This is a genomic window from Weissella kandleri, assembly GCF_001438705.1.
Classification (GTDB): domain Bacteria; phylum Bacillota; class Bacilli; order Lactobacillales; family Lactobacillaceae; genus Weissella; species Weissella kandleri.
Window position 1 is genome coordinate 59,065 of sequence record NZ_JQBP01000004.1, and the last position, 26,185, is coordinate 85,249.

A 26,185-nucleotide genomic window follows, 5' to 3' on the forward strand; every position below is an offset into this window, starting at 1 on the left:
ACCTTATGAATGGCTTAATATAGCTGTTTATAAGGTTTTATTTTTGTGCTTATATCATCTTTATAGGATATAGCAATTTTGGCAGAAGAGAGTGAGTTGGTATTTTTCGCATGGCTTTATTTTTAAGACTATTAATCGCATGGATTTTGCTGAGGTTTAATTATAAGAATATAAAAAAGAACGCTTGACCTAACCTAATGGGATATTATATACGTTTGTTATAACAAATATATATGGGTTAGTTAAGTATTATTACATAATATGGATTTTAAAATCGCTGAGGCTGGGAAAATTTAAAAAACCATAGTGGCCCGGCAATGGTGTCAAATTTCGGTATAATTAAAAATCGATGGTAGTAAAATATGAAAGGGGTAGATTAATGAGGAGCAGATATGATGAATATCATAAGCAAAAAGAACGCCAGCAACAAAAACAAATGGCTCGTTCGAGATTATTAGCACAAGGTCGGGCCAAAGCTCAAGCCGTTCGTCAGACCGATGAAAAGCAGTTGGAGCGGCGGTTAGACGCCGGAATTGATCGTACGGTTAAAAAACAAGCTCGGGAAATTCAGCAGCTACAACAAAAATTAAATCACGTTAAAAATCAACAGACGGATTTATCGCAAATGAAAGGTAAGTTGGCTAAAGAGAATCGGAGTTTAAGTGGACAGGTTCGTCAATTGAAACAACACCTTGCGCAAGAAAAAACGAATAATGAGGCGGCACTAGCAGAACAATTACAGCAACAAGCAGATGCGTTGTACTTGAAGCAAGTTTTGTTAGATCAAGCGCAGGCGGAGCAACAAAAATCAAAAGCGCAGTACCGGCAATTACAAAAGCAAGTCAGCCAACAAGATATTCAAATTAATAAGCTTGAAGAACAACGTCGGCAGCTACAAAATTTAGTGAATAAATATCAATCCATTTATGGAAGTGCGGCAGTCAATCCGCAGCAATTCCAAGAAAAAATGCATCAGTTTTCGAAAATGCAAGCTAGTAATCGAAAATTAAGTGCACGCATCACGGAGTTAGAACATAAATTAGTGCAGCAAGATGAAGTGCTTGTCAAAGCACGCGCCAATAGTATGAATTTGCAACAACAGATTGAAGAAATAAATGGTACGAAGAAAAAACTTAAAAAGCAGCGTCAGGAATTGCAGGATGAGAATCAAAGATTAAAGAAGATTATCGATGAGCAAGACAATACCAAATTTTCATTGCAGCCATGGTGGCGAAAATTACATGATCAGGTGATACAGCACCTACCAGTACGGTGGTGGAATGAACAGGCTTATCTGCAATTAGAACCACAAGCTTTTAAGTTAGCTGATTTAAAAACGATCCCGGGTCAATTACGTTATCTACAATTAATAATGACAGATGAAAATCTACAAGAATACGCTGATTTGTTGCCTTTGATACAACAATATCAGAAACGTTCTCACCGCTTAGCTACAATTCCTAAGCAAGAGGTTTTGAAAGTAACTATTAAATTAGTTGATGATACATATCATATGTTTTTGGAGGGAGCTGATTTAGGTCCGGTTCCTCAAAATTCAGAATTTGATTTTAAAGATGAGCAAGTTTATCAAGTTTTGCATTTTATTAGCGCTGATCGATATGAGTTAGTACAACTTTTGAATGCCCGCCCTTTGAATGCCCGTCAACTGCAGGAACAGGCACATAAGCGGCAACGCCAACGTCTCAAACGTGATCAACAACGGGACCAAGATAATGAATTAGAGGCCTTCTTACACGCAACCTTGACAGGGAAACACGTCGTAATAGTGACTTGGCACCAGCCTAAAAACTATGTCGCCTTGTTTGAACGATATGGAGTTAAGGTGACGGTGATTAATTCAAAACAACAAAAGCATCAAGTAGTATCAGCGATGTTTTCAAAGCGATATGACCAACATTACTTGTTTTTGAACGGAGTTTCACATCCTCAATATTATTCCGTTTACAACCGATATAAAGCATTTGGCATGCCAAAAGACGTACATCTAATTATGGATGAGAATCCACGAAACCTAGTTTTGGATGCGGCATATACCTTGGCAGGTCAACACAATAAAACGCCGATTACTAGCGGGATTTAAATTAGTTGAGTTAGCATTTATTTAATTTGCGAAAAAAGGTTTAAAAAGCTAACAAATAGTTATCTTTTTGCGGGAATAAATTAATTGACGAACCCTGTTAAAAAGGGTACACTAGTTGTTGGTATTGTTTACCATAACCACATGTGGGAATGTCCTGGTACGACTTTTTATTATTGGTAATGTTAAACAAACAGAATTATTGGAGGAAATTTCCATGCGTACAACTTATATGGCAAAGCCAGGTGAGATCGATCGTAAGTGGTATATTGTTGATGCCACTGATGTACCTTTGGGTCGTCTATCAACGGTCGTAGCATCTATCTTACGTGGTAAGAACAAGCCTACTTACACTCCCAACATTGACACTGGAGATAACGTGATTGTTATCAACGCTGCTAACGTTGCCTTGACTGGTAAGAAGGCCACTGACAAGATCTACTATCACCACTCAAACCACCCTGGTGGGTTGAAAGAGCGTCAAGCTGGTGATTTGCGGGCCAAGAATCCACAACGTTTGGTTGAACTTTCAGTTCAAGGAATGTTGCCAAAGAATTCACTTGGTCACCAACAAGCTTTGAAGCTTCACGTCTTTGCGGATGCTAACCATGCCCACGAAGCCCAAAAGCCTGAAGTCTTGGATATCAACAGCCTAATCTAATTTAGCGGAAAGGAGAATTAAGTTATGTCTACTGTACAATATTACGGAACTGGTCGTCGTAAGAACTCTGTTGCGCGTGTACGTTTAGTACCTGGTAATGGAGCAATTACTATCAACGGTAAGTCAGCCGAAGAGTACATTCCTTTCGCTAACTTGCGCGAGGTTATGATTCAACCATTTAACGCAACTGAAACTTTGGGAAACTATGATGTTTTGGTTAACGTTAATGGTGGTGGATTCTCAGGACAAGCTGGTGCGATCCGTCACGGTATCTCACGTGCTTTGTTGAATGTTGATCCTGAATTCCGTGCAGCCTTGAAGTCAGCTGGATTGTTGACTCGTGACTCACGTATGAAGGAACGTAAGAAGCCAGGACTTAAGAAAGCCCGTAAAGCTTCACAATTCTCAAAGCGTTAATTTTGTATTATCATTTGGGAAGCAAAAAGTGCTCGCCAAGGCGGGTGCTTTTTTTTGTGTAAAAAATTCCTAATTTAGCTTAACCAAATTAAAATATTGAATTATTTTTATGAAAAAGGGATCAAAAATATTTTTGGTTCTTTTTTTTATTTGCCCTAAAAAGTACTGGGGGAGAGCCGAAGTTAAGAAGCTAAAATATATGATATGATTTATTTAGGCGGAAAATTGAATGAATGGTTTCAAAAAGCAACCATTTTATGTAAGCTGTGTTACATAAAATGAAATAGAAATGCGTAATTTCTGTAGTAATATTTTGATAGATAGGCTAGGTGTCGAAGGATTTTTTAAAAAAGAGATTAAATTGATAAATTTAATATCTTTTACATGCATATAAACCTGATCAGACAAGAATTTAATATCTAAATATAAGGATAGGAGGTTAGATTGGTTGAAAATGAACTATTGTAATAGTTGGAAATTTTGAAGACCGACGGGATTGAGGAGCTAATACGCGATTGCATGTAATTTCTCGTTATAAAATAATATTTTAAGTAATGTAGAGGGTAGATAATGATTAATAAGTTAAAAAACTTAATGATGATTTTGATATTGACCGTGTCAGTATTAGCGGGAAGTTTAGCCATGCCATTACAAGCCGATGCCGCTAAAGGTGATGACCCTGGGGTTACCATCGAAGGGCCAAGTGAAGTTGACTCGAATGGGTTAGTTGACTTAAAAGTTACACTGGCGGGCTCAGCTGGGACGTTAAATCAAAATGGGACTGTAGCAGTTACAATTCCAAAGAGTATCGTAGAGGACCCAGCAGAATTGGTAGCTAATTTAAAAATCACTGCTCCATTTTATTTGGATAACCCAGCCTATGTTGATGACGGTAAGGGAAATTATGTTTTAAATGTTAAATATGATGCTTCTAAGATTGATCAATCTAGTGCGGTTGGATACACATTTGTGATTGAATTCCGGGCGCCATATTTTACGGATCATAAAGATATTCCCGAAAATGTCGACTTTAATGCTGATTTGATGATGAATGGTCGGAGTGAAAGTACAGATCAAGCAACAACTAAAACAAACCCTGCGACGAGTTGGACAGTTGATTTTACCAAGTACAGTAACGCGCCAACCGTTAATGATAATGGTGTGCCTAAGGCCGTAATGTCACCAACTAATCCTGGCGCAAATAATTTTGTAATTATTGTTAATTATAATAAACAAAATTATAATGATATAAACGTGACCGACCACATGCCTAAAGGTTTGAGTTTAGCGGGTTCATACAGCATTTTCCCTAATTCAGTGGGGGATGCCAATGATGTGCAGAATTTGAAGATTTATAAAATTAGTTTTGATGACAAGGGGACGATGACCGGTTCGAAGTATGTCACCTCAGACTTTAAGGATCAAATTACTAGCACCAAAGATTCATTTAATGTGCATTTTGGGAAAGTAACGGAAAATGATGCCTACGTAATTTCATATGGGGCATCGGTAAATCCGGGTTATAATGTCGACAATTTTGGAGTTCAGTATAATGACGCCAAGATGTTAGATAATGGTAAGCAAGTTAAAGAAGCTCAAGTTCCCTTGATTATGTGGGACCAAAAACCTGCAGCAACCTCTTTGATTAAAAAGGTTGATCATGCGCAATTAGCAACTAATCAGGCAACTTTGACGTATACTTTGACTCTGAAAGCTGATTTTGGTGATATCAAGGCCGGAACCGTTGTGAATGACACATTGCCGGCACACACGACTTTCTTGAAGACAGAAGCTAACCAAGGTTTCTCAAAAGAAACTTATAACACAAATACTAATAATGTTTCATATACGTTAAATGAAGACATTAAGACTGGTGATTCACGTGTTATTAAAATGAAGGTTAAATTTGAAAATAGCAAAGGTGGCATTGGGGATGAAATTAAAAATCGTGCTAGCTACTCTTATGCTGGATCAACAATTTATAGTAATGATGCCACTACTTTGCTGAATGGATCAGCTGTATTAAAGAAGGTTGATAGTAAAAGTGGTCAAGCACTGGAAGGGGCTGTTTTCAAATTAGTTGATCAAAATGGAAAGACTTTGAAGAATAATTTGATGAGTGACCAAAATGGTTTGATCCGGGTTGGTTTGTTAAAGCCTGGGAAGTATGCCTTAATTGAAACCGAGGCGCCTAAGGGTTACCAGCTGGACACTAAGGCAAATGATTTTGAAGTGTTGAATGATCAAGAAACAGCGATTAATCTAAAAATGAGTAATACACTCAAGGAACCTAAGCCTAATACGCCAACTACACCGGTAAATCCTGGAACGAATCCACCAAATGTTCCGGGTGAAGATCGAGATATTAAAAATAACATCGTGGATAATGTAGTCGAAAATGTGCACACTTGGTTGCCAAAGACGGCGGCACAAAAACTTTCATTAGTTGGTGTGATTGGTGCCATTTTAGCTGCATTTGTTGGATTTATCGTTTGGAATAAGCGGCATTAATTAGTTGCTTAGCAGATTATGACTAATTTATCTGACTATAATATTAAAGATGTATCAATTAAAGAGGGGCATTAGATAAAGGATTACTAATGTTGAATAGAATTTAAAGCACTCGTTTAAGCGAGTGCTTTTTTATATAATAAATTTGTAGAAAAGGCGCGTGCTTAACGTAACGTGAAGCTTAAAGATAATAGGGGAGGCAATGAATTATACAATTAGTGAATTAGCTCAATTATCGGGCGTATCAACCCGGACATTAAAATATTATGATCAAATTGGTCTGTTAAAGCCGGCACACTTAAGTTTGGCCGGGTATCGCATGTATATAGAAAAAGAAGTAGATCAGCTCCAACAGATGTTATAAGGAATTAGATTTTTCATTAGATAAAATTAAACGACTAGTCGTGGAAGCGAACCTTAACGAAATGTAAGCATGAGAAGCTCAGGTAAAGTTATTGGCGGGTCAATGCGAACATTTAGATGCGTTAATTCAAACAATCCGACAGACGATTATAACAAAGTGACGGGGATGAAAAATCGCAGATACGGAAAAATTTAAAGCATTTAAGCAACATTTGGTAGATGAGAAGGAAAAGCAGTATGGGACAAAAATTCGGCGAGATTATGGAGATGCAATGGTGGCTTATTTTTAAGTGCCGCCATGCATGTTTGGTTAGCTAGTTCGAAATGATTTTTGATTTATGCGAGGGATAAAAGCTGATTATTTGGCGCAGAAAAAAAGGAAGCTCCATGATGAGTTTCCTTTTTGTATTTAGAGCGAGTTACGGATTTCAATTTTTGATTTGATTCTAGTGATATCCGTGTTGCTTTTGTGTTGATTTAAATTGTCGATTAACTGTTGCGTGGCAGTTTCACCAATTAAAATTGGTTGTTGCTCGATAGCGGTAATCCCGGGAGCTACTAAATCAGCTAAATCATCATCATTGAAACCAATAACACCGACATCTTGTGGTACTTTTAAATTAGAGGCTTTCAAAACGCGCATAATTGGCCATAATACTTGGCTGTTTAAAGCATAAATGGCTACTTTTTTAGAACTTTCTTTAATTTTGAATTGTAGTTGGATCTGCCAGTCGTTAGAATTTTCGATTTCTAATAATTCGTAAGATATATCAATGGATTGTAGATGAGATGTAATACCTTGAACACGATTCATCCGACTGCTAATACCCGTTATGCTATTAGATATTATAATGACGTGTTTAAAATTGTTTTTTTCAAGCAATTGTGCGACTTCTACTGATTTTTGAAAATTATCAGAAACAACTGCGGGCCAAGTAAAAGGTTCCACATAACGATCAACTTGAATAGTAGGTAAGGCATTATCTTGGATGATTTGATAATTATCTGGGTGATGAGCTAATGGCTGAATAATGAGTCCGTCGATATTTTCGTTTAAAAGAACTTGTAAATTATTTTGTTCGCGTTGCAAGTTGTTGTCTGCGTCCATAATAATCATTTGGTATTTAGTTTGGTGCAAGAATGTACTAATCCCCTTGAGTAATCGAGATGTATAAAGATTGGAAAGATCAGCGACTGATACCCCAATAGTGTGAGTACTAGCGGTTTTTAGTGTTTGAGCTTGTCGATTAGGTTGATAACCGGAAGCTTCAATAGTTTGGGCAATCTTGTTTTTAGTCGCCTCAGACATGTTGTCGTATTTATGATTTAAAAAGCGTGAGACAGTGGTTTTAGATACATTGGCCTGTGCGGCAATGTCGTTAATAGTTAATTTTTTTTTCATGCTTTTATTATACCTTAAATTAAAAATTAAGGATAAGTTGACAAAAATAATGAAAGCGGTTACTATAATCTTTGTAAACCGGTTTCCGAAAACGGTTTACAATTAAAAATTGACACTTTAAAGCTGATCTAATTTTAATTAGGTGAAAGGGTATATTAATCATGGAGAGCACACAGGTAGTATTAAATAATTTATTATTTGAGCAGGCACATCAGCAAGGTGTATTACAATTAGTAATGCTTCAGCAAATTAATAGTTTTGGAATTAAGAATGCAGAATTACGACGTGAATATTTTAATGATATTAAGGTAGAAACGCCCGCTATAGCTAATTATGCTAAAGAACAGAAAATGACTTTATTTTATTCAGTCCCTGAAGATTTATTTAAAGCTGGTAAATTAAATCCGACTTTAAATGAATATTTTCAAGAAGCAAAAGAGCTTGGAGTACAGTATTTAAAATTTAATATTGGTGCATTTGAGGGATGGCATGTTGATGATATTCATCAAATACAAAATTTATTATCTATGGGGATGGCGGTTAATATAGAAAATAATCAAACGCAACAGGCAGGAAGAATAGAAGTGATTGATAAATTTATGCAAGCAACAGAGAAAGCTGGTGTGAATATTGGTTATGTTTATGATTTAGGGAATTGGCGGTATGTGGGGCAAGATGAAATTGAGGCAGCGGAACAATTAGCTTCTTATGTCCGGTATATTCATGTAAAAGATGGATTCGGTACGCATCCAAACGCTACCACAGTAACGTTGGGTCACGGAGAAATTGATTGGCAGAAAGTTCTACAAATTTTGCCAAAGAAAATTCCAGTCGCTTTAGAATATCCAACCAATTCGTCCGATGAAATTGAAGAAGGTATTGAGTTATTAGATAGGTGGGGGGCTAAATAATATGACTAATGTTATTATCAGCACATTGTTGTTAATTACCTTTATATTATTTATTGGCTATATTATTAAAGGTGGTAATTTATTAGTAGGATTCTTCTTAATGACCATTCTCTGGTCTATTATTGGTCTAGTTCCACTGAATACGGTCATGCAAAAGGTAATTGCGGAGCCGGCTCTAAATTATGGTCCAACGATTATATATATTGTTTTTGGTTCATGGTTTGGACGTGTGCTGGTTGATTCAGGTATTGCGGCTTCAATTTCTCGGCGGACAGAGAAAATTGGACGAAAGGCACCAGTATTGGCAGCTATCTTAGTGGTATTAGTTGCAGCTTTAATTTTTTCATCGGCATATGGGGTGGGATCAGTTATGGCAATCGGGGTCATTTTAATTCCGATTATGTTGTCAATTGGAATTCCTAAAAAAATTGCGATACCGGCTTTTACGATGGCAATTGGGGCGCCAATGTATATCAATGTGGTGCTATTTAATCAGATAAAAGTTTTTTTCCCATCAGTTAATTATTCAGGTAAATATTTGTCATTTGGAATTGTAGCAATGATTGTTCAATTACTAGGCGTCATTATTTTCATTTTATTAAACCGAAAGTCAATTGAAAATGGTACACCGGAAGTGATTGAAGGAGAAACAGATAATGTGGGTGATGATGTACACGTAAGTCGTTGGACATATGTGATTCCCGTATTACCTGTCGCGTTAAATATTATTTTCAGGTGGGATGCTATTCCAGCTCTGTTGATTTCCACTATCTTGGCAATGTTAATGACGCATAAAATGGCTAGTTGGAAAGGAATGCTGGATTTTATTAATTCAACAACCAAAAAGGCGATTAATGATATTTCAGGTTTGATTTTCTTCTTAATGGCGTTAATTATGTTCGTGGGAGCTGCATCGGTTAATGTGCCACACTTCAAGAGTATTATTGAGGTTATTGTACCAAATAGCGCTTTAGTTTTGGCTTTAGCAATTGGTATTTTGGCACCATTAGCATTATTTCGTGGACCGTTACATGTTTGGGGAGCCGGAGCTGCGACTGCTTCAGTGTTGGCTGCCACGGGGACATTCTCGCCTAATTTATTATTGCCATTGTTATATACAGCTAGTATCATGGCGGTTTCGATTGATTTAACGCAATCATGGAATACATGGGCTTTGGACTATTCCGGTTTGGATGCTAAAACTTACTTAAAGATGGGTATACCTGTAATGTGGGTTGTTTCAATTATTAACACCTTAGTTGGTTACGCTTTCTTTGGGTAAGTAGAATAAGATAACTATTTAAAAAATGATAAAGTAAAGGAATGAAAAAATGAGTGAAGTAATGACATTAGGTGAGCCCATTGTGACTTTTATGAGTAAAGACTTGGATCGAGGGCTGGTTGACAGTATAAATTATTTTAAATTTTTGGGAGGCGCGGAACTAAATGTATTAATTGGAATTGAGCGGCTCGGACATTCTACAGAATATGTTTCTCAAGTAGGGGCTGACCCATTAGGTAAATTTACACTACAGGAAATTGAAAAGTATGGGGTTGGTCATCAATATGTGACAATAGATGAACGAAATTGGACGGCATTTCAATTGAAAGAGCTTGTTAGTGAAGGCGATGCACAGACATTTAATTTTCGGCGTAACTCGGCAGCATCACATCTGACTAAAGAGCAGTTAGCGGGACTTGATTTCTCAGATGTCAAAATTGGGCATCTATCAGGGATCTTTCCTGCCATTTCAACGACAGCGCAAGAAACTTTTCGCGATTTTGCAAAAGAACTCACTAGTCGTGGGATCACAACGACATTTGACCCCAATTTACGGCCGGCATTGTGGGAATCTGAAGAAGAAATGATTACGACTATTAATGATTTAGCTAAATATGGTGAAATCGTGATGCCTGGAATCAATGAAGGTAAAATCTTAGTAGGTTCAGATGATCCTAGCGTTATTGCTGATTTTTATTTGCAAAATAGTGAATTAACACAAATGGTGGTTATTAAATTAGGTGCTGCTGGTGCGTATGTAAAGCAAAAAGATGGAACGACATATACAGTTCCTGGCTTTGTAGTTGAACATGTGGTTGATACAGTTGGTGCAGGTGATGGCTTTGCACTGGGATTAATTACTGGTTTATTAGACGGACTGCAGATGCCTGAAGCAGTGCAAAGAGCAAATGCAGTTGGCGCTTTGCAAGTACAGACACCAGGAGATAATGATGGTTATCCAACACCTGATGAATTGAACAATTTTTTGTTAAAAGCAAAAAAGAGAGGATAGAAAATGACTAAGAAAGTTTTAATACCTGATGCAGTCCCAGCAATTGGGGAGCAAATTATCATTGATGCTGGTTATGAAATTATTAATGGGAGCGGACGTCAAGCTAACCAAATGATGCAAGAAGGGCACGATGCTAGTGCGGTTTTAATCGGGACGCAACCGTTTACGGCAGAAATTATGGATGCCATGCCACAGTTGGAAGTTATTGCTCGTAATGGGGTAGGATACGACGCAGTTGATGTTGAAGCGGCCCATGAGCGTGAGATTAAAGTGGTTAATACTCCGACCGCTTTAACGGACGCAGTCGCAGAAAATACTGTAGCTGAATTATTAGGAATTGCGAAGAATTTGTATTGGAATAGCAAGTCCATTTATGATGGCGAATGGAACTATAAAAAAGCCCATTTGGGGAACGATTTGTCGGGGAAAACGGTTGGTATTTTAGGCTTTGGACGAATTGGACAAGCAGTTGCTAAAAAATTAAGCGGCTTTAATGTTCGATTGATTGCCGTGGATCCAAAAGCACAAGGTAATGATGATGTGGTAATGGTCGAGCGCGATCAATTATTTGCAGAATCTGATTATGTATTGGTTCATTTGCCAGCGATGCCTGCAACAAAACATTCGATTGGCACTAGAGAATTTAAGATGATGAAAAATGATGCAGTATTAATTAATATGGCTCGGGGAAGTATCTTAGTGGAAGACGAATTGGTAGATGCTTTACAGCAAGGTATTATCGGAGGTGCAGCATTAGATGTGTTTGAAGAAGAACCGCTACCTAAAGAGCACCCTTTAACACAATTAGAGAATGTTTTATTGACTCCTCATATTGCTTCGAATACAGTTGAAACGAAACAACGGATGGCAGTTGATGCGGCACATGATATTGTAGCTGTATTGAGTGGTAATCAGCCCAAGTTTCTAGTTAAATAAAATTATAAAAGATCTCAGGATAACTGAGATCTTTTATTTATGTAGGGTAGATCAAAGATTGACACTTCTAATGAAAACGCTTACAATATTATATGTAAAATGTTTTCTACAAATGTTTTTTTAAATGAAAATAAATTTAATTACCGTTATAAAATGGCAAGGAGTAGATGGGTAACATGAGTGAAGTGATTACATTAGGTGAACCAATTGTAACTTTTATGTCAAAGGATTTAGATCAAGGTTTGATTGATAGTATTAACTATTTTAAATTTTTAGGTGGAGCCGAGCTCAACGTTTTAATCGGAGCCGAGCGCTTGGGGCATTCAACAGAATATATTTCACAAGTTGGAGCTGATCCTTTGGGACAATTTGCGCTTAGAGAGATTGAGCGTAATCATGTTGGAAATCAATATGTTACGTTAGATGATGAAAATTTTACGGCTTTTCAAGTTAAAGAAATGGTTAGCGCCGGTGATCCCCAAACTTTTAATTTTCGGCGTGAATCCGCTGCAGGACACCTTTCTGCCGATAAGTTAGACCAGGTTAATTTTTCCGATGTTAAAATTGGACATCTTTCCGGTGTTTTCCCAGCCATTTCTAAAACGGCGTTAGATACGTTTAGAACCTTTGCTGAGAAATTGTTAGAAGAGGGAATATTAACCACCTTTGATCCGAATTTACGGCCCGATTTTTGGGATTCTGAGGATGAGATGATTACGACCATCAATGATTTGGCGAAGTACGGTAATATTGTGATGCCCGGTATTAACGAAGGAGAGATTTTAATGGGTTCAAGAAACCCTTCTGAAATTGCGGATTTCTACTTACACAATAGTGATTTGACTAAGACCGTGATCGTTAAGCTTGGAGCGGATGGAGCGTATGTTAAGCAAAAGGATGGAAAAGAATATACCGTTCCAGGCTTTGTTGCTGAACATGTTGTTGATACCGTTGGTGCAGGGGATGGATTTGCTCTAGGATTAATCACAGGCCTTCTGGATGGATTGACCATGGAAGAGGCTGTTGAGCGTGCTAATGCAGTGGGGGCTTTGCAGGTGCAAACACCAGGAGATAATGATGGTTATCCAACACCTGAGGAATTAGACGCCTTTTTGCAGACCGCACGGCAAAATATTCAACAAAGGATTTAAATATTATTAAGGAAGTCTTGATTCTTGATGCAGTTCTAGTAATTGGTGAGCAAATTACCATTGATGCTGGTGATTAAATTATTAATGGGAGTGGGCATCAAGCCAACCAAATGATGCAAGAAGGGCATGATGTTGGTGCGAATTTAATCGGGACGCAACCATTTACGGTAAAAATTATGGCTGCAATCCCAATGGAAACTTATTGCTCGTAACGGAGTAGGACACGATGCATAGGATTTTGATGCAGAACATTGATATTGTAGCTGTACTGAGTGGTAATCAGCTTAAGTTTTTAGTTAAATAAAATAAAGAAAAAGCGGTTTTATTTAAACCGCTTTTTTATTAGTATAATTATATATTTAACAAAAAATGTAAAATATATCTAATAGAAATATTATTAATGGAACTGCATTCCACCATCAACAATAATTGTCTGACCAGTAATGTAATCTGAATCTGGGCCAGCTAGAAAGGCGACGACATTGGCAACGTCCTCAGGCTCAGACAAACGCTTCATGGCAATGTCTTTAGCAAATTGTTGCATCCCCCATTCATCATCTTTACCAGCATTTTGACCAACTTCGTGCGCAATATCAAACATCATTGGTGTTTTGACAATTCCGGGTGCAAAAGCATTCACCGTGATATTTTCTTCCGCCAAATCACGAGCCGTTACCTGTGTAATTCCACGTACTGCAAATTTTGTGCCCGAATATAGAGCTAATTCAGGGTTACCGACAACCCCCGCTTGAGAGGTAGCATTAATAATTTTACCCCCATGACCCAGTTCTTTAAAGGCTTTGTGAGCAGCTTGAGTTCCCCATAAAACACCACCGACGTTGACGCCGTAAACATTTCTAAATTGTTCTTCGCTAATAGTATCAATGGGGGTGGTTGGGCCTAATCCAGCATTGTTGACGAGTACTGTTAAATCGCCAAAATGATCAACAGTTGCCTGGACCATCTTGAAGACTTCATCACGCTTGGAAACGTCCGCTTGTAAGGCAATTGCGTTATTACCTAAACTTTTAGCAGCAGCTTGAGCTTTTTCAATATTGTAATCAACTAGTGCAACTTTAAAATTATCTTGGTATAGACGCGTAGCAATAGCTAGACCAATTCCTTGGGCAGCCCCAGTAACAATAGCAACTTTTGACATAATTTTGCTCCTTCTGCGTTGATAAAACATTAATAAGAATACACCTCTATTCTACTACTATTTTTAATGATAAGCTAGCAACGGCAAGAATGGTAACGATTACAAATGATATGTAAATTTTGGTTGAAACGGCAAGGTTTAATTCAAAGAAAATGAACAGAAATTGAGTGCTAGAACGTTATTAGTAATATCAAGCTTAAGGAGAGATGATATGCGTATAATGGAATTTGAACGTCTAATTGGTGGGGTATTAAAAGCGCGTCATATTTACCCGCATTCGGTAGATTATGAAGATTATCGACAAATTTGTCGGTTGCGAATCTTCGAAGAATTGAAAAAAGATCCGCAGTTAGCTTCTGAAAATAATTCGTATTTATTTCGCATATTATGCAATGTGATTTGTGATTATGGGCGAAAGCAACAACGAATAGATAGGTTAAATGTAAAGTTACAAAGCTTTTGGAATCCGAGTGAACAAATTAATACGATGGGGATTGATCGTGAATTGATGATAACTTTGTGGCAGCTTTGGAAGGAGTTACCGCTTGGTCACCAAAAAAATATATTACATGATTGGTTGATTTATCCAGATGCTAAAATTACGGAACGTTGTCAACGGTTAAAAATTTCGGCTTCAACTTTTACACGACATCAACGTGACCTATTTCAATGGCTACAATGGACGCAAAAATAGTTAATTAGTTTATGCATGATGAAACTAATGTTGTATCATGCAAAAGCATATTGATAATAAAATGAATTAAAAGCTCCTCCTATATTAGAAAACTAAGTAGTGTGGTCTTTGTTGTAGTTATATTAATTTTTTATAAAAGGTTTAAAATGTCATTTATCCAGTCTTAGGCGATACATTTAATAAGTAATTTTATTTTAAATATGAAATAATTAGTAAAGGGACTGGGCTATAAGATAGTCCGGCCCCTTTTTAGATAATTCAGTCGATACGAATAGGAGTAAAGGCATGGAAGAATTAGTTTTAGGAGTGGACTTAGGAACCTCAGCAGTTAAAGTTTCAGCGGTTAATCGTCAGGGTAAAATTGTAGCACAACGCTCATTTGATTATCCGTTATCACAGCCCCACCCAGGATTTTCTGAACAAAATCCCGAAGATTGGGTAAATGGTACAACGGTCGCAATTGTGGAACTAATTTTAAAAGATGGTATTTCAGCGGATGCTGTTAAGGGAATTTCATATTCTGGGCAGATGCACGGGCTGGTCTTATTAGATCATAATAAGCAAGTGTTACGGCCAGCCATTTTGTGGAATGATACACGGACAAGTCAACAAACGCAAGAAATCTCCGATCAAATGGGGGATGACTTTATTGAAATTACCCGTAATCGGTCCCTGGAAGGCTTCACTTTGCCCAAGATACTCTGGGTTAAAGAAAATGAACCTCAAATTTTTGAAGCAGCTGAAACATTTGTAACGCCAAAAGATTATTTGCGGTACCGGATGACAGGTCAATTAGAAATGGAGATTTCTGATGCAGCAGGGACGGTAATGTTGGACGTTGAAAAAGGGCAATGGTCTACTGCAATTCAACAAGCTTTTGAATTGCCTGCCTCGTTTTTCCCACCCATTATTCAGGGCATTCAATCAGCGGGGCATATTTCAGAATCATATGCTCTCTTTTCAGGCTTAAGTACGGCAACGGAAGTCTTTGGAGGAGCCGCCGATAATGCGGCCGGCGCTATCGGATCGGCTATTTTAAAGCCAAATATGGTCTGGTCTTCAATTGGGACCTCAGGGGTCGTCTTAAAATATGAAGCGAATGCTGAGGTTAATTATCACGGAAAAATTCATTTTTTCAATCATGCTATCCCCAATAAGTATTATTCGATGGGTGTGACCTTAGCAGCTGGGCATTCATTAAATTGGTTTAAACGGTCCTTTGCTCCTGCTGAAGATTTTACAGAATTAGTTGCGAGCGCTGAGCAATCAACAATTGGAGCACATGGATTATTATTTACACCGTATATTGTAGGGGAACGAACGCCATATGCCGACGGGGATATTCGTGGATCATGGTTAGGAATTGATTCCATGCATCAACGTGCGGACTTTGTGCGCTCGGTACTAGAAGGCATTATTTTTTCATTTAAAGATATTTTTGCCATCTATGAAGATGCTGGAGCTCAATTTGATACGGTGATTGCTTCGGGGGGTGGCGCTAAATCAGCCCTTTGGTTGCAAATTCAAGCGGATATTTTTAATAAAAAGGTAGTTGTTTTAGAAAATGAGCAAGGTCCTGGAATGGGAGCGGCTATTTTAGCAGCTGTTGGTCTTGGTTGGTTTGAGAGCGTTGAGCAAGCAGCTCAGGCATTTGCTAGCTTTGGTCAAGTTTATGAGCCTAAGGCCGAGAATGTTGAGAAGTACGCCCAAGTTTATCAAATGTATCGGCAAGTTTATACCCAGACGGTTGATATCAGTCATCAGTTGTTAGCATATCGGCGGCAAGGATAATTGTTCTTCTAATTGGAAGAAAAAATTTTGTCAGGTTTTATGTGGGGATGATTGAATTAAAGGAGTTGTAAAGCGATGTTAATTGATGCGCATTGTCATAATGATCGAACAGGTTTACTGAATTTTCAAAAAAATTATCAGATTCAAGCTATCGTTAATTGCGACAGTGTTGCGGAGTGGAACGTTAATCAAGCATGGTTAAACCGTCAGGAACATGATGCCAACAGTTCATTGTTATCGGCTGAAATTCATCCTTGGAAGTGGACCAGGTAAAGTTTGAAACCATGAGACCGTATTTGTTGCAAGCATCGATTGTGGGTGAAATTGGTTTAGATACGGTCTGGACTAAAATTACATTAGCGCAACAACTACCTGTTTTAATTCAGCAGCTTGAGTTTGCGCGGCAGAATCAAAAGCCCGTAATTTTGCACACGGAGGGGACAGAACGATTAATGTTTGAAATTATCAAAGCGTATCCGGATTTAAAGTTCTTAGTACATTGGTATTCTGATGCGGAGTCTATTGATGAATATATTCAGGCTGGGTGTTTGTTTTCAATTGGGATTGATTTAATGGGGAATGCGGTTAGCACTGCAATTGTTAAAAAAGCCCCCGTTGAGCAACTGCTCATTGAAAGCGATGGCATAGACAGCATTGAGTGGACTTATGCTGGGCAGAAGGCCTCCTTTGATCAATACCTTACCTTATTAAAACAGAATATGGATATCATTGCCCAAATGAAACAGATGCCTGTTGCCATTTTTGAAAAATAAAAATTGAATTATTAGCATGAAACTGGAAAGGTTAAAAGGCATAATAAAATCTTTCTTTTTTGATTGGTGGGAACCTATGAACTAGTGCGATAATTAAATTTAGAAATTGGCGAAAGAATTCGTAATTTCGTGATAAAATGAAACTTGAATGTTAAAAAATCAAGACCAGGTTAAAAATCATGCGTCCTGGGCATAAGATAATTAGAGGAATCAAGATGGCAAAAAAAGACGAAAAGGTTAATGCTGAAGAATTTTTAGCAATGTTACTGCAATATAGCCGTGATGGACATTATAATCATATTAATTTTAGTGTGCGCTTGAACCGCAATCCAGCCTATACGCGGCAGGTTTTAAACGTTACTTTGAAGCGGACGTCGAAAAAATATGGGAACGATGAACGAGCTTATACTTCAATGACGGCTGAAGCAGGGAAGCAAATTTTGGCATTAATTAATCGTTTGAAAGAGGCCATGTTTGCGGATAGTGCGGAAAAGATCATCTGGGAGACAGCTCTTTTGGCCCGACATGAACAAGAATTTGGTTATCGCCAAATTCGGGAGCGCGACCAATATAATAACTTAGAATTTGAATTATTACTATAATGAAAGAAATTTTTTAGAGTTAAGGAGAACAATGATGCATAACCCCATTCATAAAAGTATTTTGCGGCGTAGTTTAGAAAATATCGCTTCAATTTTATTAATGATTGTGATGGTGTTTTTTGCAGCGTTGGCCCTGACAGCCTTAATTATTTTTGTCGAAGAAGTCATTATTTTCATTGTTAAAGGGCGTTTAATTAACACATATACAAATGTATATGGTAATGCGGTCGGTGTCGTGGGTTGGCATTTCTTAATCGTCTTTTTCATTGTGGCCTATTGGTCTTTGCTTGATGTTTTTCATCCTCTTGTGTATAAAGGCGAATACGATATTGCGCAATATTTAAAAAATAATTAATTAAGCTACTAATTCTGTGAAGACAGTCTTAGTAGTTTTTTGTTTGATCGTATTTAACTATTTTGAATAAAAGCGCAATATTTAAAAATAGTTAGAAGAAGGTTTAGTCTAAACTGGATTGTTTTGGATTAAAGCGAATAATAATTAGGTTTCATTTAACTTTTGGTAAAATTTGCTATAATATGAATATATAAGAAAAGGAAGAGGTGTAAATATGGTCAGTGAATGGATTACAATTCATGGAGCAAGGACTCATAATTTAAAGAATGTCGACGTCAAAATCCCGCGCGATAAATTCGTGGTCATGACTGGTCTTTCAGGCTCGGGGAAAAGTTCGCTGGCCTTTGACACTTTATATGCGGAAGGGCAACGAAGATATGTAGAGAGTCTGTCATCGTATGCTCGCCAATTTTTGGGTCAAGCGGATAAGCCCGACGTTGATTCGATTGATGGCTTGAGCCCAGCGATTTCGATTGACCAGAAGACGACTTCTAAAAACCCCCGGTCAACTGTGGGGACGGTGACTGAAATCAATGATTATTATCGGCTGTTATATGCGCGAGTAGGTCAGCCAGATGCGCCGGCGGATGGAACGATTATTAAACCTTCGATTGATCAAATGTTAAATGTTTTAAATGATGAACTGGCAGAAGGTAGCAAATTACAAATTTTGGCACCAGTGATTCGACATAAGCGTGGTTCACATGCTTCGATTTTTGAACGGATTCAAAAGGAAGGGTATATCCGAATCTTAGTTGACGGTGAAATGCATGATGTTTCCGATGATTTGAAATTAGATAAAAATAAATATCATGATATTTCAATTGTTGTTGATCGGATTGTACTACGCGAATCATCACGGACGCGTCTCTTTGAATCATTTGAAGCGTCATTGAAATTAGCGGATGGCGTAGTCGGAGTGGCCGTAGTAGATGGACTGACCTTGCAATTTTCTGATCATTATACTGGAGCCTTAAAAGAATTTGGGGTTGGGAAGCTGAGCCCTGCGCTATTTTCATTTAATGCCCCCATGGGAGCGTGTGAAATTTGTGGCGGTTTAGGGGTCAAAGTTGAAGTTGATTTGGACTTAGTTGTACCAGATCAGACCTTAACCTTGGAGCAAGGTGCGATTGCAGCATGGAATCCAATCTCTTCAAAGTATTATCCTGAGATGCTTCGGCAATTTGCCGAACAATATGATATTCCCATGGATGTTCCATATCGGGATTTGACCAATCAACAAAAAGAATTGGTACTATCCGGGGCCGGTGAAAAGACCTTCCATTTCCATTATCAAAATGATTTTGGAGGCGTACGAGACATTGACACCGAATTTGAAGGCGTTATCAATAATATTAACCGACGTTATAAAGAGTCATCTTCAGATTTCACCCGGGAAGTTATGCGGCAATACATGACTGCTTTACCATGTAATGCTTGTCATGGTTACCGTTTAAATCCGGGGGCCTTATCTGTCAAAATCAATGGCAAACATATTGGACAAGTCTCTGAATTGCCGATTGATGAAGAGTTAGCCTTTTTTGAAAAGGTTGATTTTGGTGAACAGGATGCCGAAATTGCGCGTCCCATTTTAAAAGAAATTAAAGATCGGTTGAGCTTTTTAAAAAATGTGGGCTTAGATTATTTAACATTGTCTCGTTCAGCACGGACACTTTCCGGTGGTGAAGCGCAACGGATTCGCTTAGCCACACAGATTGGGTCGAATTTATCAGGGGTGATGTATGTTTTAGACGAGCCTTCAATTGGGTTACATCAGCGCGACAATAATCGTCTAATCGCATCATTAAATCAAATGCGTGATTTGGGAAATACACTTATTGTGGTTGAACATGATGAAGATACCATGTTGGCAGCGGATTATTTGATTGATGTGGGACCCGGTGCAGGTGAACATGGTGGTGAAATCATGGCCTATGGAACTCCTGATGAAGTGCGCCATAATCCCAATTCATTGACAGGAAAGTATCTAAATGGTGAGAAATTTATCCCTGTTCCAAAAATGCGACGTTCAGGGAATGGTAAGTTCTTAACGGTGAAGGGTGCTACGGAGAATAATTTAAAAAATATTGATGTTGATATTCCATTGGGGACGTTTACCACGGTTACAGGGGTTTCTGGTTCTGGAAAGTCATCCTTGGTCAATGCGGTTTTGAAGAAGGCGCTTAAACGAGAAATTAATCGGAACACTGAAAAACCTGGCGCCTATAAAGAATTAATCGGTTGGGAACAACTTGATAAAATCGTTGATATTGATCAAAGCCCAATTGGACGGACTCCACGGTCTAATCCAGCGACTTATACGGGCGTTTTTGATGATATTCGTGAACTATTCGCGCAAACAAATGAAGCTAAAATGCGGGGGTATAAGAAGGGGCGTTTCTCATTTAACACCAAAGGGGGACGTTGTGAAGCATGTAAGGGTGATGGTGTCATTAAAATTGAAATGAACTTTTTGCCAGATGTCTATGTTAATTGTGAAGTTTGTGGTGGAACTCGCTTTAATTCTGAGACTTTAGAAGTTACGTACCGTGGCTTAAATATTGCGGAAGTCTTAGATTTAACGGCTGAACAAGCTTTGGACTTCTTCAATGCTATTCCTAAAATTCGGCGGAAGCTTCAAACGATTGTGGATGTTGGATTGGGATACGTTCAATTAGGTCAAGCAGCTACCACGCTTTCTGGTGGTGAAGCGCAACGTATGAAGTTGGCTTCCGAATTGCAACGACGTTCAACGGGAAAGACGATTTATATTCTTGATGAGCCAACAACTGGTTTGCACGTGGATGACATCTCCCGTTTGTTGGCAGTGTTACAGCGCTTAGTGGATAGTGGGAATACGGTCTTAGTGATTGAACACAATCTGGATGTGATTAAAACGGCGGATTGGGTGATTGATTTAGGACCAGAAGGTGGTCAAGGTGGTGGTAAAATTTTGGTGGCCGGAACCCCAGAAAAAATCGCTAAGACGAAAAAGTCATATACGGGACAATACTTAGGACCGTTGATGAAACGTGATTTAAAGCGAGCCCAACAAACTGATAAGTAGGAGCTTAGCTTGATAAAAAGGCGCTTTAGGTGTATACTTACTACTTGTAAGTAAAGGATTGCTAGGTTTGTTTTTGGAACCCGTCCCTTTTTGCTTAAATTTAAACAAATAGGAGATCTAATTATGACAGAAAGAATGGATGTTGCGAGTGCACGGCGGAAGATGCGTAGCCCAAATATTAAAACTCGGAAGCGAGCTTTAAAAGCTTTGCATGATGCGCGGAAACAAAGTCGCAAGTAATTAAAAACACTAAGCATCGGAAATGTTGGGCTAAGAACAGTGATTGCTAGTTGTTGATATTTTTACTTTTGATGCTTAAAAACATAAAAGGTTCGTGGCATGAGCTACGGCCTTTTTTTGTGGAATTTTTGATGAAAAAAATCAATAGGTTGCAATTAAAATTAAACTTGTTATGATAAGGGAGCCTTAATTTTTAAGCTTAGCTTTTTTATAAAATTTTAGTTCGAAAATATGTTCTGGAATCTCATAGACAAAGCAATGTAAAAAGACTACAATAACAAGCTGTAAGCTTAGGAATGATATAGAATATGGAAACAAGGAGATGGAATTATGTGGCGCTATTTGAAGCGTTTATTGATTGGGAAACCATTAAAAACTTTAGATGAAGGTTCGCAGCATTTAAGTCGGGGGAAAGCCTTGGCGTTATTGTCGTCAGACGCGCTATCATCAGTCGCATATGGAACTGAGCAAATTACCACAGCATTAATTGCGGTGGGGTCGGTTGCTTTGTGGTTGCAAATTCCTATCGCCTTGTTAGTACTAGTACTATTAGGGGCAATTACACTATCATATCGGCAAATTATTCATGCCTATCCATCGGGTGGAGGTGCTTATTTAGTTACCTCTAAAAATTGGGGCCAAACGCCCGGCTTAGTGGCGGGTGGTTCGCTTTTAGTTGATTATATGTTAACGGTGGCGGTTTCAGTAACTTCTGGAACGGCTGCGATTACGTCGGCTATTCCGGGAGTTCATAAATATTCAGTGCCAATTGCGGTGTTGTTAGTATTATTGTTGACGGGGATTAATCTACGAGGCGTTCGCGAATCGGCGAGCTTTTTGACCATCCCCGTGTATGCTTTCATTTTAATGATGATGGGGATGATTGCCTATGGTCTCTACAATATTGCGACAGGGAATGTTGATTTCCAAGCGCCATCAGCGGTTGGAACAAGTTTTAGTGGCTTATCATTAGTTTTGGTCATGCGGGCTTTCTCTAGTGGTTCTTCTTCATTGACCGGAGTTGAAGCCATTTCCAATGCAGTGCCTAATTTTAAGGAACCCAAAGCTAATAATGCTGCTAAAACTTTGGTCATGATGGCTGTCATTTTGGCCGTCTTCTTTGGTGGTGTGACCTTCTTGTCATACTGGTTAGGAATTCGACCAAGCAATGAAGAGACCGTTTTGGCACAAATTGCCGAAGGAGTCTTTGGTCACGGAACGCTGTATTATATTTTCCAAATTTCAACAGCTGCTATTTTAGCGGTGGCTGCTAATACCGGATTTTCAGCCTTTCCACAATTAGCTTTTAATCTGGCTAAAGATAAATTTATGCCCCATATTTATTTAGACAAAGGGGATCGATTAGGCTACTCGAATGGAATCATTTCTTTGGCATTAGGTTCAATTGTGCTTATTATGATTTTTAAAGGGTCAACGGAAGCTCTAATTCCCTTGTATGCCGTGGGGGTCTTCGTACCATTTACCCTGTCACAATCAGGGATGATTATTCACTGGTGGCGTGAACGTGAGGGACACTGGATCGCTAAAGCCGTGATTAATTTCATTGGAGCAGCAATTTCAGCAATTTTGGTTCTGACATTGTTTGCTTTGCGCTTTACAAATGTTTGGCCGTACTTAGTGATTATGCCAGTCTTGTTGTATATTTTCTTTACCATTCGCGGACACTATCGTAAAATTGGGAAACAATTACGGGTCTTATCTAAGGAGCCGATTAAACGGCATCATTATGATGGCGCCGATGTTTTAATTTTAGTTTCTAATTTAACTAAAGTCACCGCTGAGGCCGTTGACTACGCGAAATCAATTGGGGATAATGTCATGGCTTTGCATGTTTCATTTGATTCAAATCCCGAACGTGAGCAACGCTTGAGTAATGAATTTAAGCGAGAATTCCCGGACGTACGTTATGTGGATGTACACACATCATATCGTTCGATTACGGTTCCCGCATTGCGTTTCGTGGATGAACTTTCACGGGGGTCCAAAGAGCGTAATCGGTCGTTAACGGTCTTAATTCCGCAATTTATTCCGCATGCTTCATGGCAAAATGCCTTGCATAACCAAAATAGTTTACGTTTGAAGGCTGCGTTGGCCACACGTGATGTTACAGTTGCCACATATTATTTCCATTTAGCTGAGTAAAAATTGATTATTGATTAATGAAGTGAGAGAAATTAAAAATGTTTCTCTCTCTTTTTTGTTTATTTTTAAGAAACGGCGTAGTTGAACGAAGCTTTACAAAGGTTTAGCGAGAGTGGTAAGTTCAATTAATAGTTTGATTTAAGGAATACGAGAGGAGCACAAGATGGATTATCGCATAGATAATGTACGTTACGTCATCGAAGAATTGCGTGAACAAGTGCATGAAGGTGAACTTTTTTCCTCGTTAGGGTTAGAAGTTAGGGCGGTGTTAGAAAGTTTGACGGTGGTACCGCGTCAACCGGTCAACTTGCCCAGTACAGATGATGAACAGGATGTTTGGCAAGCAGTTGACCAGTTTCAACAAGCATTGGATACTGATCCAACCCAAATCACAATAGTTTCTTTGAAGATGCTTTTGCCCGGCCTGCAATCAACTGATTTTGAATTACGAGAGCAGGCAGTCTTTAGCACACTAAATGAGTGGCTCCAAGAAGGATTGGCCAATGAAGAATTACAAGCCTGGTTATTTGATTATTTGTTACAGGATGAAATTTTATTTGCTCATATTGACGAACCGCATAATCAAGCAGTCTTTGGTCGATCGTATGCTGTGCGTCTGTTGGCATCGGTTTTGATTGCGGCGAAACGGCAAAAGGTTAGTTATTTAAACTTGGAGCGGCGTGAACGTTTGGTGCAACAAGTGGCGGTCTATGTTGCTTTTGAACAAGATGGGCGGGGATATTTAGAACCACAAGGCTGGGCCTTGGCATTTACCCACATTAGTCAGCTTTTAGATATGATTGTCGCTTTAGATGAGATTGATCGCGCAGATAAAATTTTATTAGAAACAATTTTGATGGAAAGAATCAAGCAATTAAAAGATAGCTTAACAATGGGTGAATCAGGCAATATTGCCCGGTATCTGATTAATTTGGCCAATTTAGATTCGATATATGAAAACTATCTTTTGACACAACTAAAGCAATGGCGTCCTGAAATGATGCGTGCTTTACAAGAAAATGAATCACGCGCGGTGTGGGTGCAGCATTATAATCGATCACATTTGATGGGGGCCATTATTTTACAACGGACAGCGCCGGTCGCTATTCATGAATATTTGGAGCAAATTAGTGAATTTTTAGCTTGAGGACTATCCTAGGATTAGATATTAGGGTAAAATGTAATAAAAAATCGACAGGAGATTTGGATATGACAAAGAAACTGAATATCGCCATGTTGTTTGGGGGGAATTCCTCAGAACATGATGTTTCAAAGCGCTCCGCCCATAATATCTATGATGCTATGGATAAGGAAAAATATAATGTTACAATTTTTCTAATTTCAAAAGCGGGTTATATTATGAATCCCCAAGATTCATGGCGCGTGTTTGAAGGTGAAGATGAAGATACGATCGTCGAAGCGGCCATGAAAGAGTTAGATTTGAATAACCCCTTAGCTCCTATTCAAAATTTGGGTGAGATGGAGTCAATTGATTTATTTTATCCCGTTGTCCATGGTAATTTAGGGGAAGATGGAACCCTCCAAGCGTTGTTCCGACTATTGCAAAAACCTTTTATTGGGGCTGGAACATCAGCGTCAGCCATGGCGTTTGATAAAGATTTGACGAAGCGAATTTTGAATCAAGCCGGCATCCGCAATACGGATTATGTATTGTTGACGGATCAAACCCAAGACGATTACACCTTTGCGCAATTACAAGAGCGTTTGCAGAGTGATGTCTTGTTTGTGAAGGCAGCCAAGCAAGGTTCTTCGGTTGGAATTTCACGTGTGACGAATGAAGCGGAATATCAACGTGGTTTGCAAGATGCATTACAATATGATTATAAAGTCTTAGTTGAAGCCGGTCTTAATCGTCCGCGTGAAGTTTTTATTTCTGTTTTGGGAAATGAACAGCCCCGCGTTTCAAAAATCGGGGGGATTGTGCTTCCTGAAAATGATGAATGGTACGACTACAACAATAAGTTCGTGGATGCCTCAGGAATGGTCTTTGAACTACCAGCTGAACTACCAGCTGAAACGGTCGCTGAAGTTGAGTCAATGGCATTGAAGGCTTATCAAGCACTGGGCTTAGTGGGATTGACACGGATGGACTTTATGTTGGATGCCGACGGTGTTCCTTATTTGGGTGAACCCAATACATTGCCGGGCTTTACAAATATTTCGTTGTATCCACAAATGTGGCAAGTATCAGGCTTGGGTTATTCGGAATTAATTGATGAAATTATTAATTATGGTCTAGCTGAGTTTGAGCGGAATGCAAAGTTGTCATATGATTTCGTCTCGCTGGGGGAAGAGCGTGTGGGCGAAAAAAAGTATAACGCCGACGTTAAAGATTAATTAAAATAGATAAAAGCAGCTTGTTTAAGACAGGCTGCTTTTATATTTAAATCGTTCATTGATATTGAAAATAAGGGTACTAAGTTCTGATGTTAATTTAATGATATTCAGCTGAAATTTTTAATAATTAATTTAAAAAAATAATTATGAAGGCTAGTATACATTGTTGACGCTTACATTAAATAGAGCTTAAAAATAATATTGACTTTCTATCTAATAAGATAGACAATATATGAGTC

Annotated in this window: 23 protein-coding genes; 21 read left to right on the forward strand and 2 right to left on the reverse strand. The window is 38.4% G+C overall.

Annotated elements, in window-relative coordinates:
- Positions 1 to 379: 379 nt before the first annotated feature.
- The 5 genes from IV73_RS04910 to IV73_RS06530 all read left to right on the forward strand — a co-directional run bounded on the left by IV73_RS04910 (position 380) and on the right by IV73_RS06530 (position 6,051).
- Complete coding sequence (locus IV73_RS04910) at positions 380 to 2,101, forward strand: coiled-coil domain-containing protein (protein ID WP_057755632.1); 1,722 nt, start codon at positions 380 to 382, stop codon at positions 2,099 to 2,101.
- Positions 2,102 to 2,315: 214 nt separating this feature from the next.
- Positions 2,316 to 2,759, forward strand: a complete 444-nt coding sequence (gene rplM / locus IV73_RS04915; protein ID WP_057755635.1) for a 50S ribosomal protein L13 — start codon at positions 2,316 to 2,318, stop codon at positions 2,757 to 2,759.
- A 24-nt stretch (positions 2,760 to 2,783) separates the two neighbouring features.
- Entirely contained in the window at positions 2,784 to 3,176 is a 393-nt protein-coding gene (gene rpsI / locus IV73_RS04920) for a 30S ribosomal protein S9 (protein WP_057755636.1), read from the forward strand.
- A gap of 570 nt (positions 3,177 to 3,746) precedes the next feature.
- Entirely contained in the window at positions 3,747 to 5,687 is a 1,941-nt protein-coding gene (locus IV73_RS04925; RefSeq protein ID WP_057755638.1) for a SpaA isopeptide-forming pilin-related protein, read from the forward strand.
- A 202-nt stretch (positions 5,688 to 5,889) separates the two neighbouring features.
- A complete protein-coding gene (locus tag IV73_RS06530) occupies positions 5,890 to 6,051 on the forward strand; it encodes a MerR family DNA-binding transcriptional regulator (RefSeq protein WP_083485553.1) in 162 nt (53 codons plus the stop codon).
- 408 nt (positions 6,052 to 6,459) lie between these two features.
- On the opposite strand, the gene IV73_RS04930 is transcribed toward IV73_RS06530, so the two are convergent.
- Complete coding sequence (locus IV73_RS04930) at positions 6,460 to 7,452, reverse strand: LacI family DNA-binding transcriptional regulator (RefSeq protein WP_057755640.1); 993 nt, start codon at positions 7,450 to 7,452, stop codon at positions 6,460 to 6,462.
- Positions 7,453 to 7,613: 161 nt separating this feature from the next.
- On the opposite strand from IV73_RS04930, the gene IV73_RS04935 reads away from it, so the two are divergent.
- The 5 genes from IV73_RS04935 (at position 7,614) to IV73_RS04955 (ending at position 12,744) form a co-directional block, all read left to right on the forward strand.
- Positions 7,614 to 8,363, forward strand: a complete 750-nt coding sequence (locus tag IV73_RS04935; protein ID WP_057755642.1) for a sugar phosphate isomerase/epimerase family protein — start codon at positions 7,614 to 7,616, stop codon at positions 8,361 to 8,363.
- 1 nt (position 8,364) lies between these two features.
- The gene (locus IV73_RS04940) at positions 8,365 to 9,645 is read left to right on the forward strand and encodes a hypothetical protein (RefSeq protein ID WP_057755644.1); all 1,281 of its coding nucleotides are present in this window, start codon (positions 8,365 to 8,367) and stop codon (positions 9,643 to 9,645) included.
- 49 nt (positions 9,646 to 9,694) lie between these two features.
- Positions 9,695 to 10,657 carry a sugar kinase gene (locus tag IV73_RS04945; protein WP_057755649.1) on the forward strand — a complete coding sequence of 321 codons (963 nt, stop codon included), beginning with the start codon at positions 9,695 to 9,697 and terminating at the stop codon, positions 10,655 to 10,657.
- Between the two features lie 3 nt (positions 10,658 to 10,660).
- Positions 10,661 to 11,593 carry a phosphoglycerate dehydrogenase gene (locus IV73_RS04950; RefSeq protein ID WP_057755652.1) on the forward strand — a complete coding sequence of 311 codons (933 nt, stop codon included), beginning with the start codon at positions 10,661 to 10,663 and terminating at the stop codon, positions 11,591 to 11,593.
- A 176-nt stretch (positions 11,594 to 11,769) separates the two neighbouring features.
- Complete coding sequence (locus IV73_RS04955; RefSeq protein WP_057755655.1) at positions 11,770 to 12,744, forward strand: sugar kinase; 975 nt, start codon at positions 11,770 to 11,772, stop codon at positions 12,742 to 12,744.
- A gap of 397 nt (positions 12,745 to 13,141) precedes the next feature.
- Here the strand turns inward: IV73_RS04955 and IV73_RS04960 are convergent, their stop codons facing one another.
- Complete coding sequence (locus IV73_RS04960; protein WP_057755658.1) at positions 13,142 to 13,903, reverse strand: (S)-acetoin forming diacetyl reductase; 762 nt, start codon at positions 13,901 to 13,903, stop codon at positions 13,142 to 13,144.
- A 211-nt stretch (positions 13,904 to 14,114) separates the two neighbouring features.
- On the opposite strand from IV73_RS04960, the gene IV73_RS04965 reads away from it, so the two are divergent.
- The 11 genes from IV73_RS04965 to IV73_RS05005 all read left to right on the forward strand — a co-directional run bounded on the left by IV73_RS04965 (position 14,115) and on the right by IV73_RS05005 (position 25,946).
- The gene (locus IV73_RS04965; RefSeq protein ID WP_057755661.1) at positions 14,115 to 14,597 is read left to right on the forward strand and encodes a sigma-70 RNA polymerase sigma factor region 4 domain-containing protein; all 483 of its coding nucleotides are present in this window, start codon (positions 14,115 to 14,117) and stop codon (positions 14,595 to 14,597) included.
- A 285-nt stretch (positions 14,598 to 14,882) separates the two neighbouring features.
- Positions 14,883 to 16,388 (forward strand): xylulokinase, encoded by a 1,506-nt coding sequence (xylB, locus tag IV73_RS04970; protein WP_057755663.1) that lies wholly within the window; start codon positions 14,883 to 14,885, stop codon positions 16,386 to 16,388.
- A gap of 75 nt (positions 16,389 to 16,463) precedes the next feature.
- Positions 16,464 to 16,661 carry a hypothetical protein gene (locus tag IV73_RS06535; RefSeq protein WP_083485554.1) on the forward strand — a complete coding sequence of 66 codons (198 nt, stop codon included), beginning with the start codon at positions 16,464 to 16,466 and terminating at the stop codon, positions 16,659 to 16,661.
- A gap of 11 nt (positions 16,662 to 16,672) precedes the next feature.
- Positions 16,673 to 17,161, forward strand: coding sequence for a TatD family hydrolase (locus IV73_RS04975; RefSeq protein ID WP_083485555.1), 489 nt, complete (start codon positions 16,673 to 16,675; stop codon positions 17,159 to 17,161).
- Between the two features lie 215 nt (positions 17,162 to 17,376).
- The gene (locus IV73_RS04980; RefSeq protein WP_057755665.1) at positions 17,377 to 17,763 is read left to right on the forward strand and encodes a hypothetical protein; all 387 of its coding nucleotides are present in this window, start codon (positions 17,377 to 17,379) and stop codon (positions 17,761 to 17,763) included.
- 34 nt (positions 17,764 to 17,797) lie between these two features.
- The gene (locus IV73_RS04985; RefSeq protein ID WP_057755667.1) at positions 17,798 to 18,118 is read left to right on the forward strand and encodes a hypothetical protein; all 321 of its coding nucleotides are present in this window, start codon (positions 17,798 to 17,800) and stop codon (positions 18,116 to 18,118) included.
- 214 nt (positions 18,119 to 18,332) lie between these two features.
- Entirely contained in the window at positions 18,333 to 21,185 is a 2,853-nt protein-coding gene (uvrA, locus tag IV73_RS04990; protein ID WP_057755669.1) for an excinuclease ABC subunit UvrA, read from the forward strand.
- Between the two features lie 123 nt (positions 21,186 to 21,308).
- Positions 21,309 to 21,425, forward strand: a complete 117-nt coding sequence (locus tag IV73_RS06680) for a putative metal homeostasis protein (protein WP_162258965.1) — start codon at positions 21,309 to 21,311, stop codon at positions 21,423 to 21,425.
- A gap of 330 nt (positions 21,426 to 21,755) precedes the next feature.
- Positions 21,756 to 23,588, forward strand: a complete 1,833-nt coding sequence (locus tag IV73_RS04995; RefSeq protein ID WP_057755680.1) for an APC family permease — start codon at positions 21,756 to 21,758, stop codon at positions 23,586 to 23,588.
- Positions 23,589 to 23,751: 163 nt separating this feature from the next.
- A complete protein-coding gene (locus IV73_RS05000; RefSeq protein ID WP_057755689.1) occupies positions 23,752 to 24,735 on the forward strand; it encodes a DUF2785 domain-containing protein in 984 nt (327 codons plus the stop codon).
- Between the two features lie 62 nt (positions 24,736 to 24,797).
- Positions 24,798 to 25,946, forward strand: a complete 1,149-nt coding sequence (locus tag IV73_RS05005; protein ID WP_057755691.1) for a D-alanine--D-alanine ligase family protein — start codon at positions 24,798 to 24,800, stop codon at positions 25,944 to 25,946.
- Positions 25,947 to 26,185: the final 239 nt, after the last annotated feature.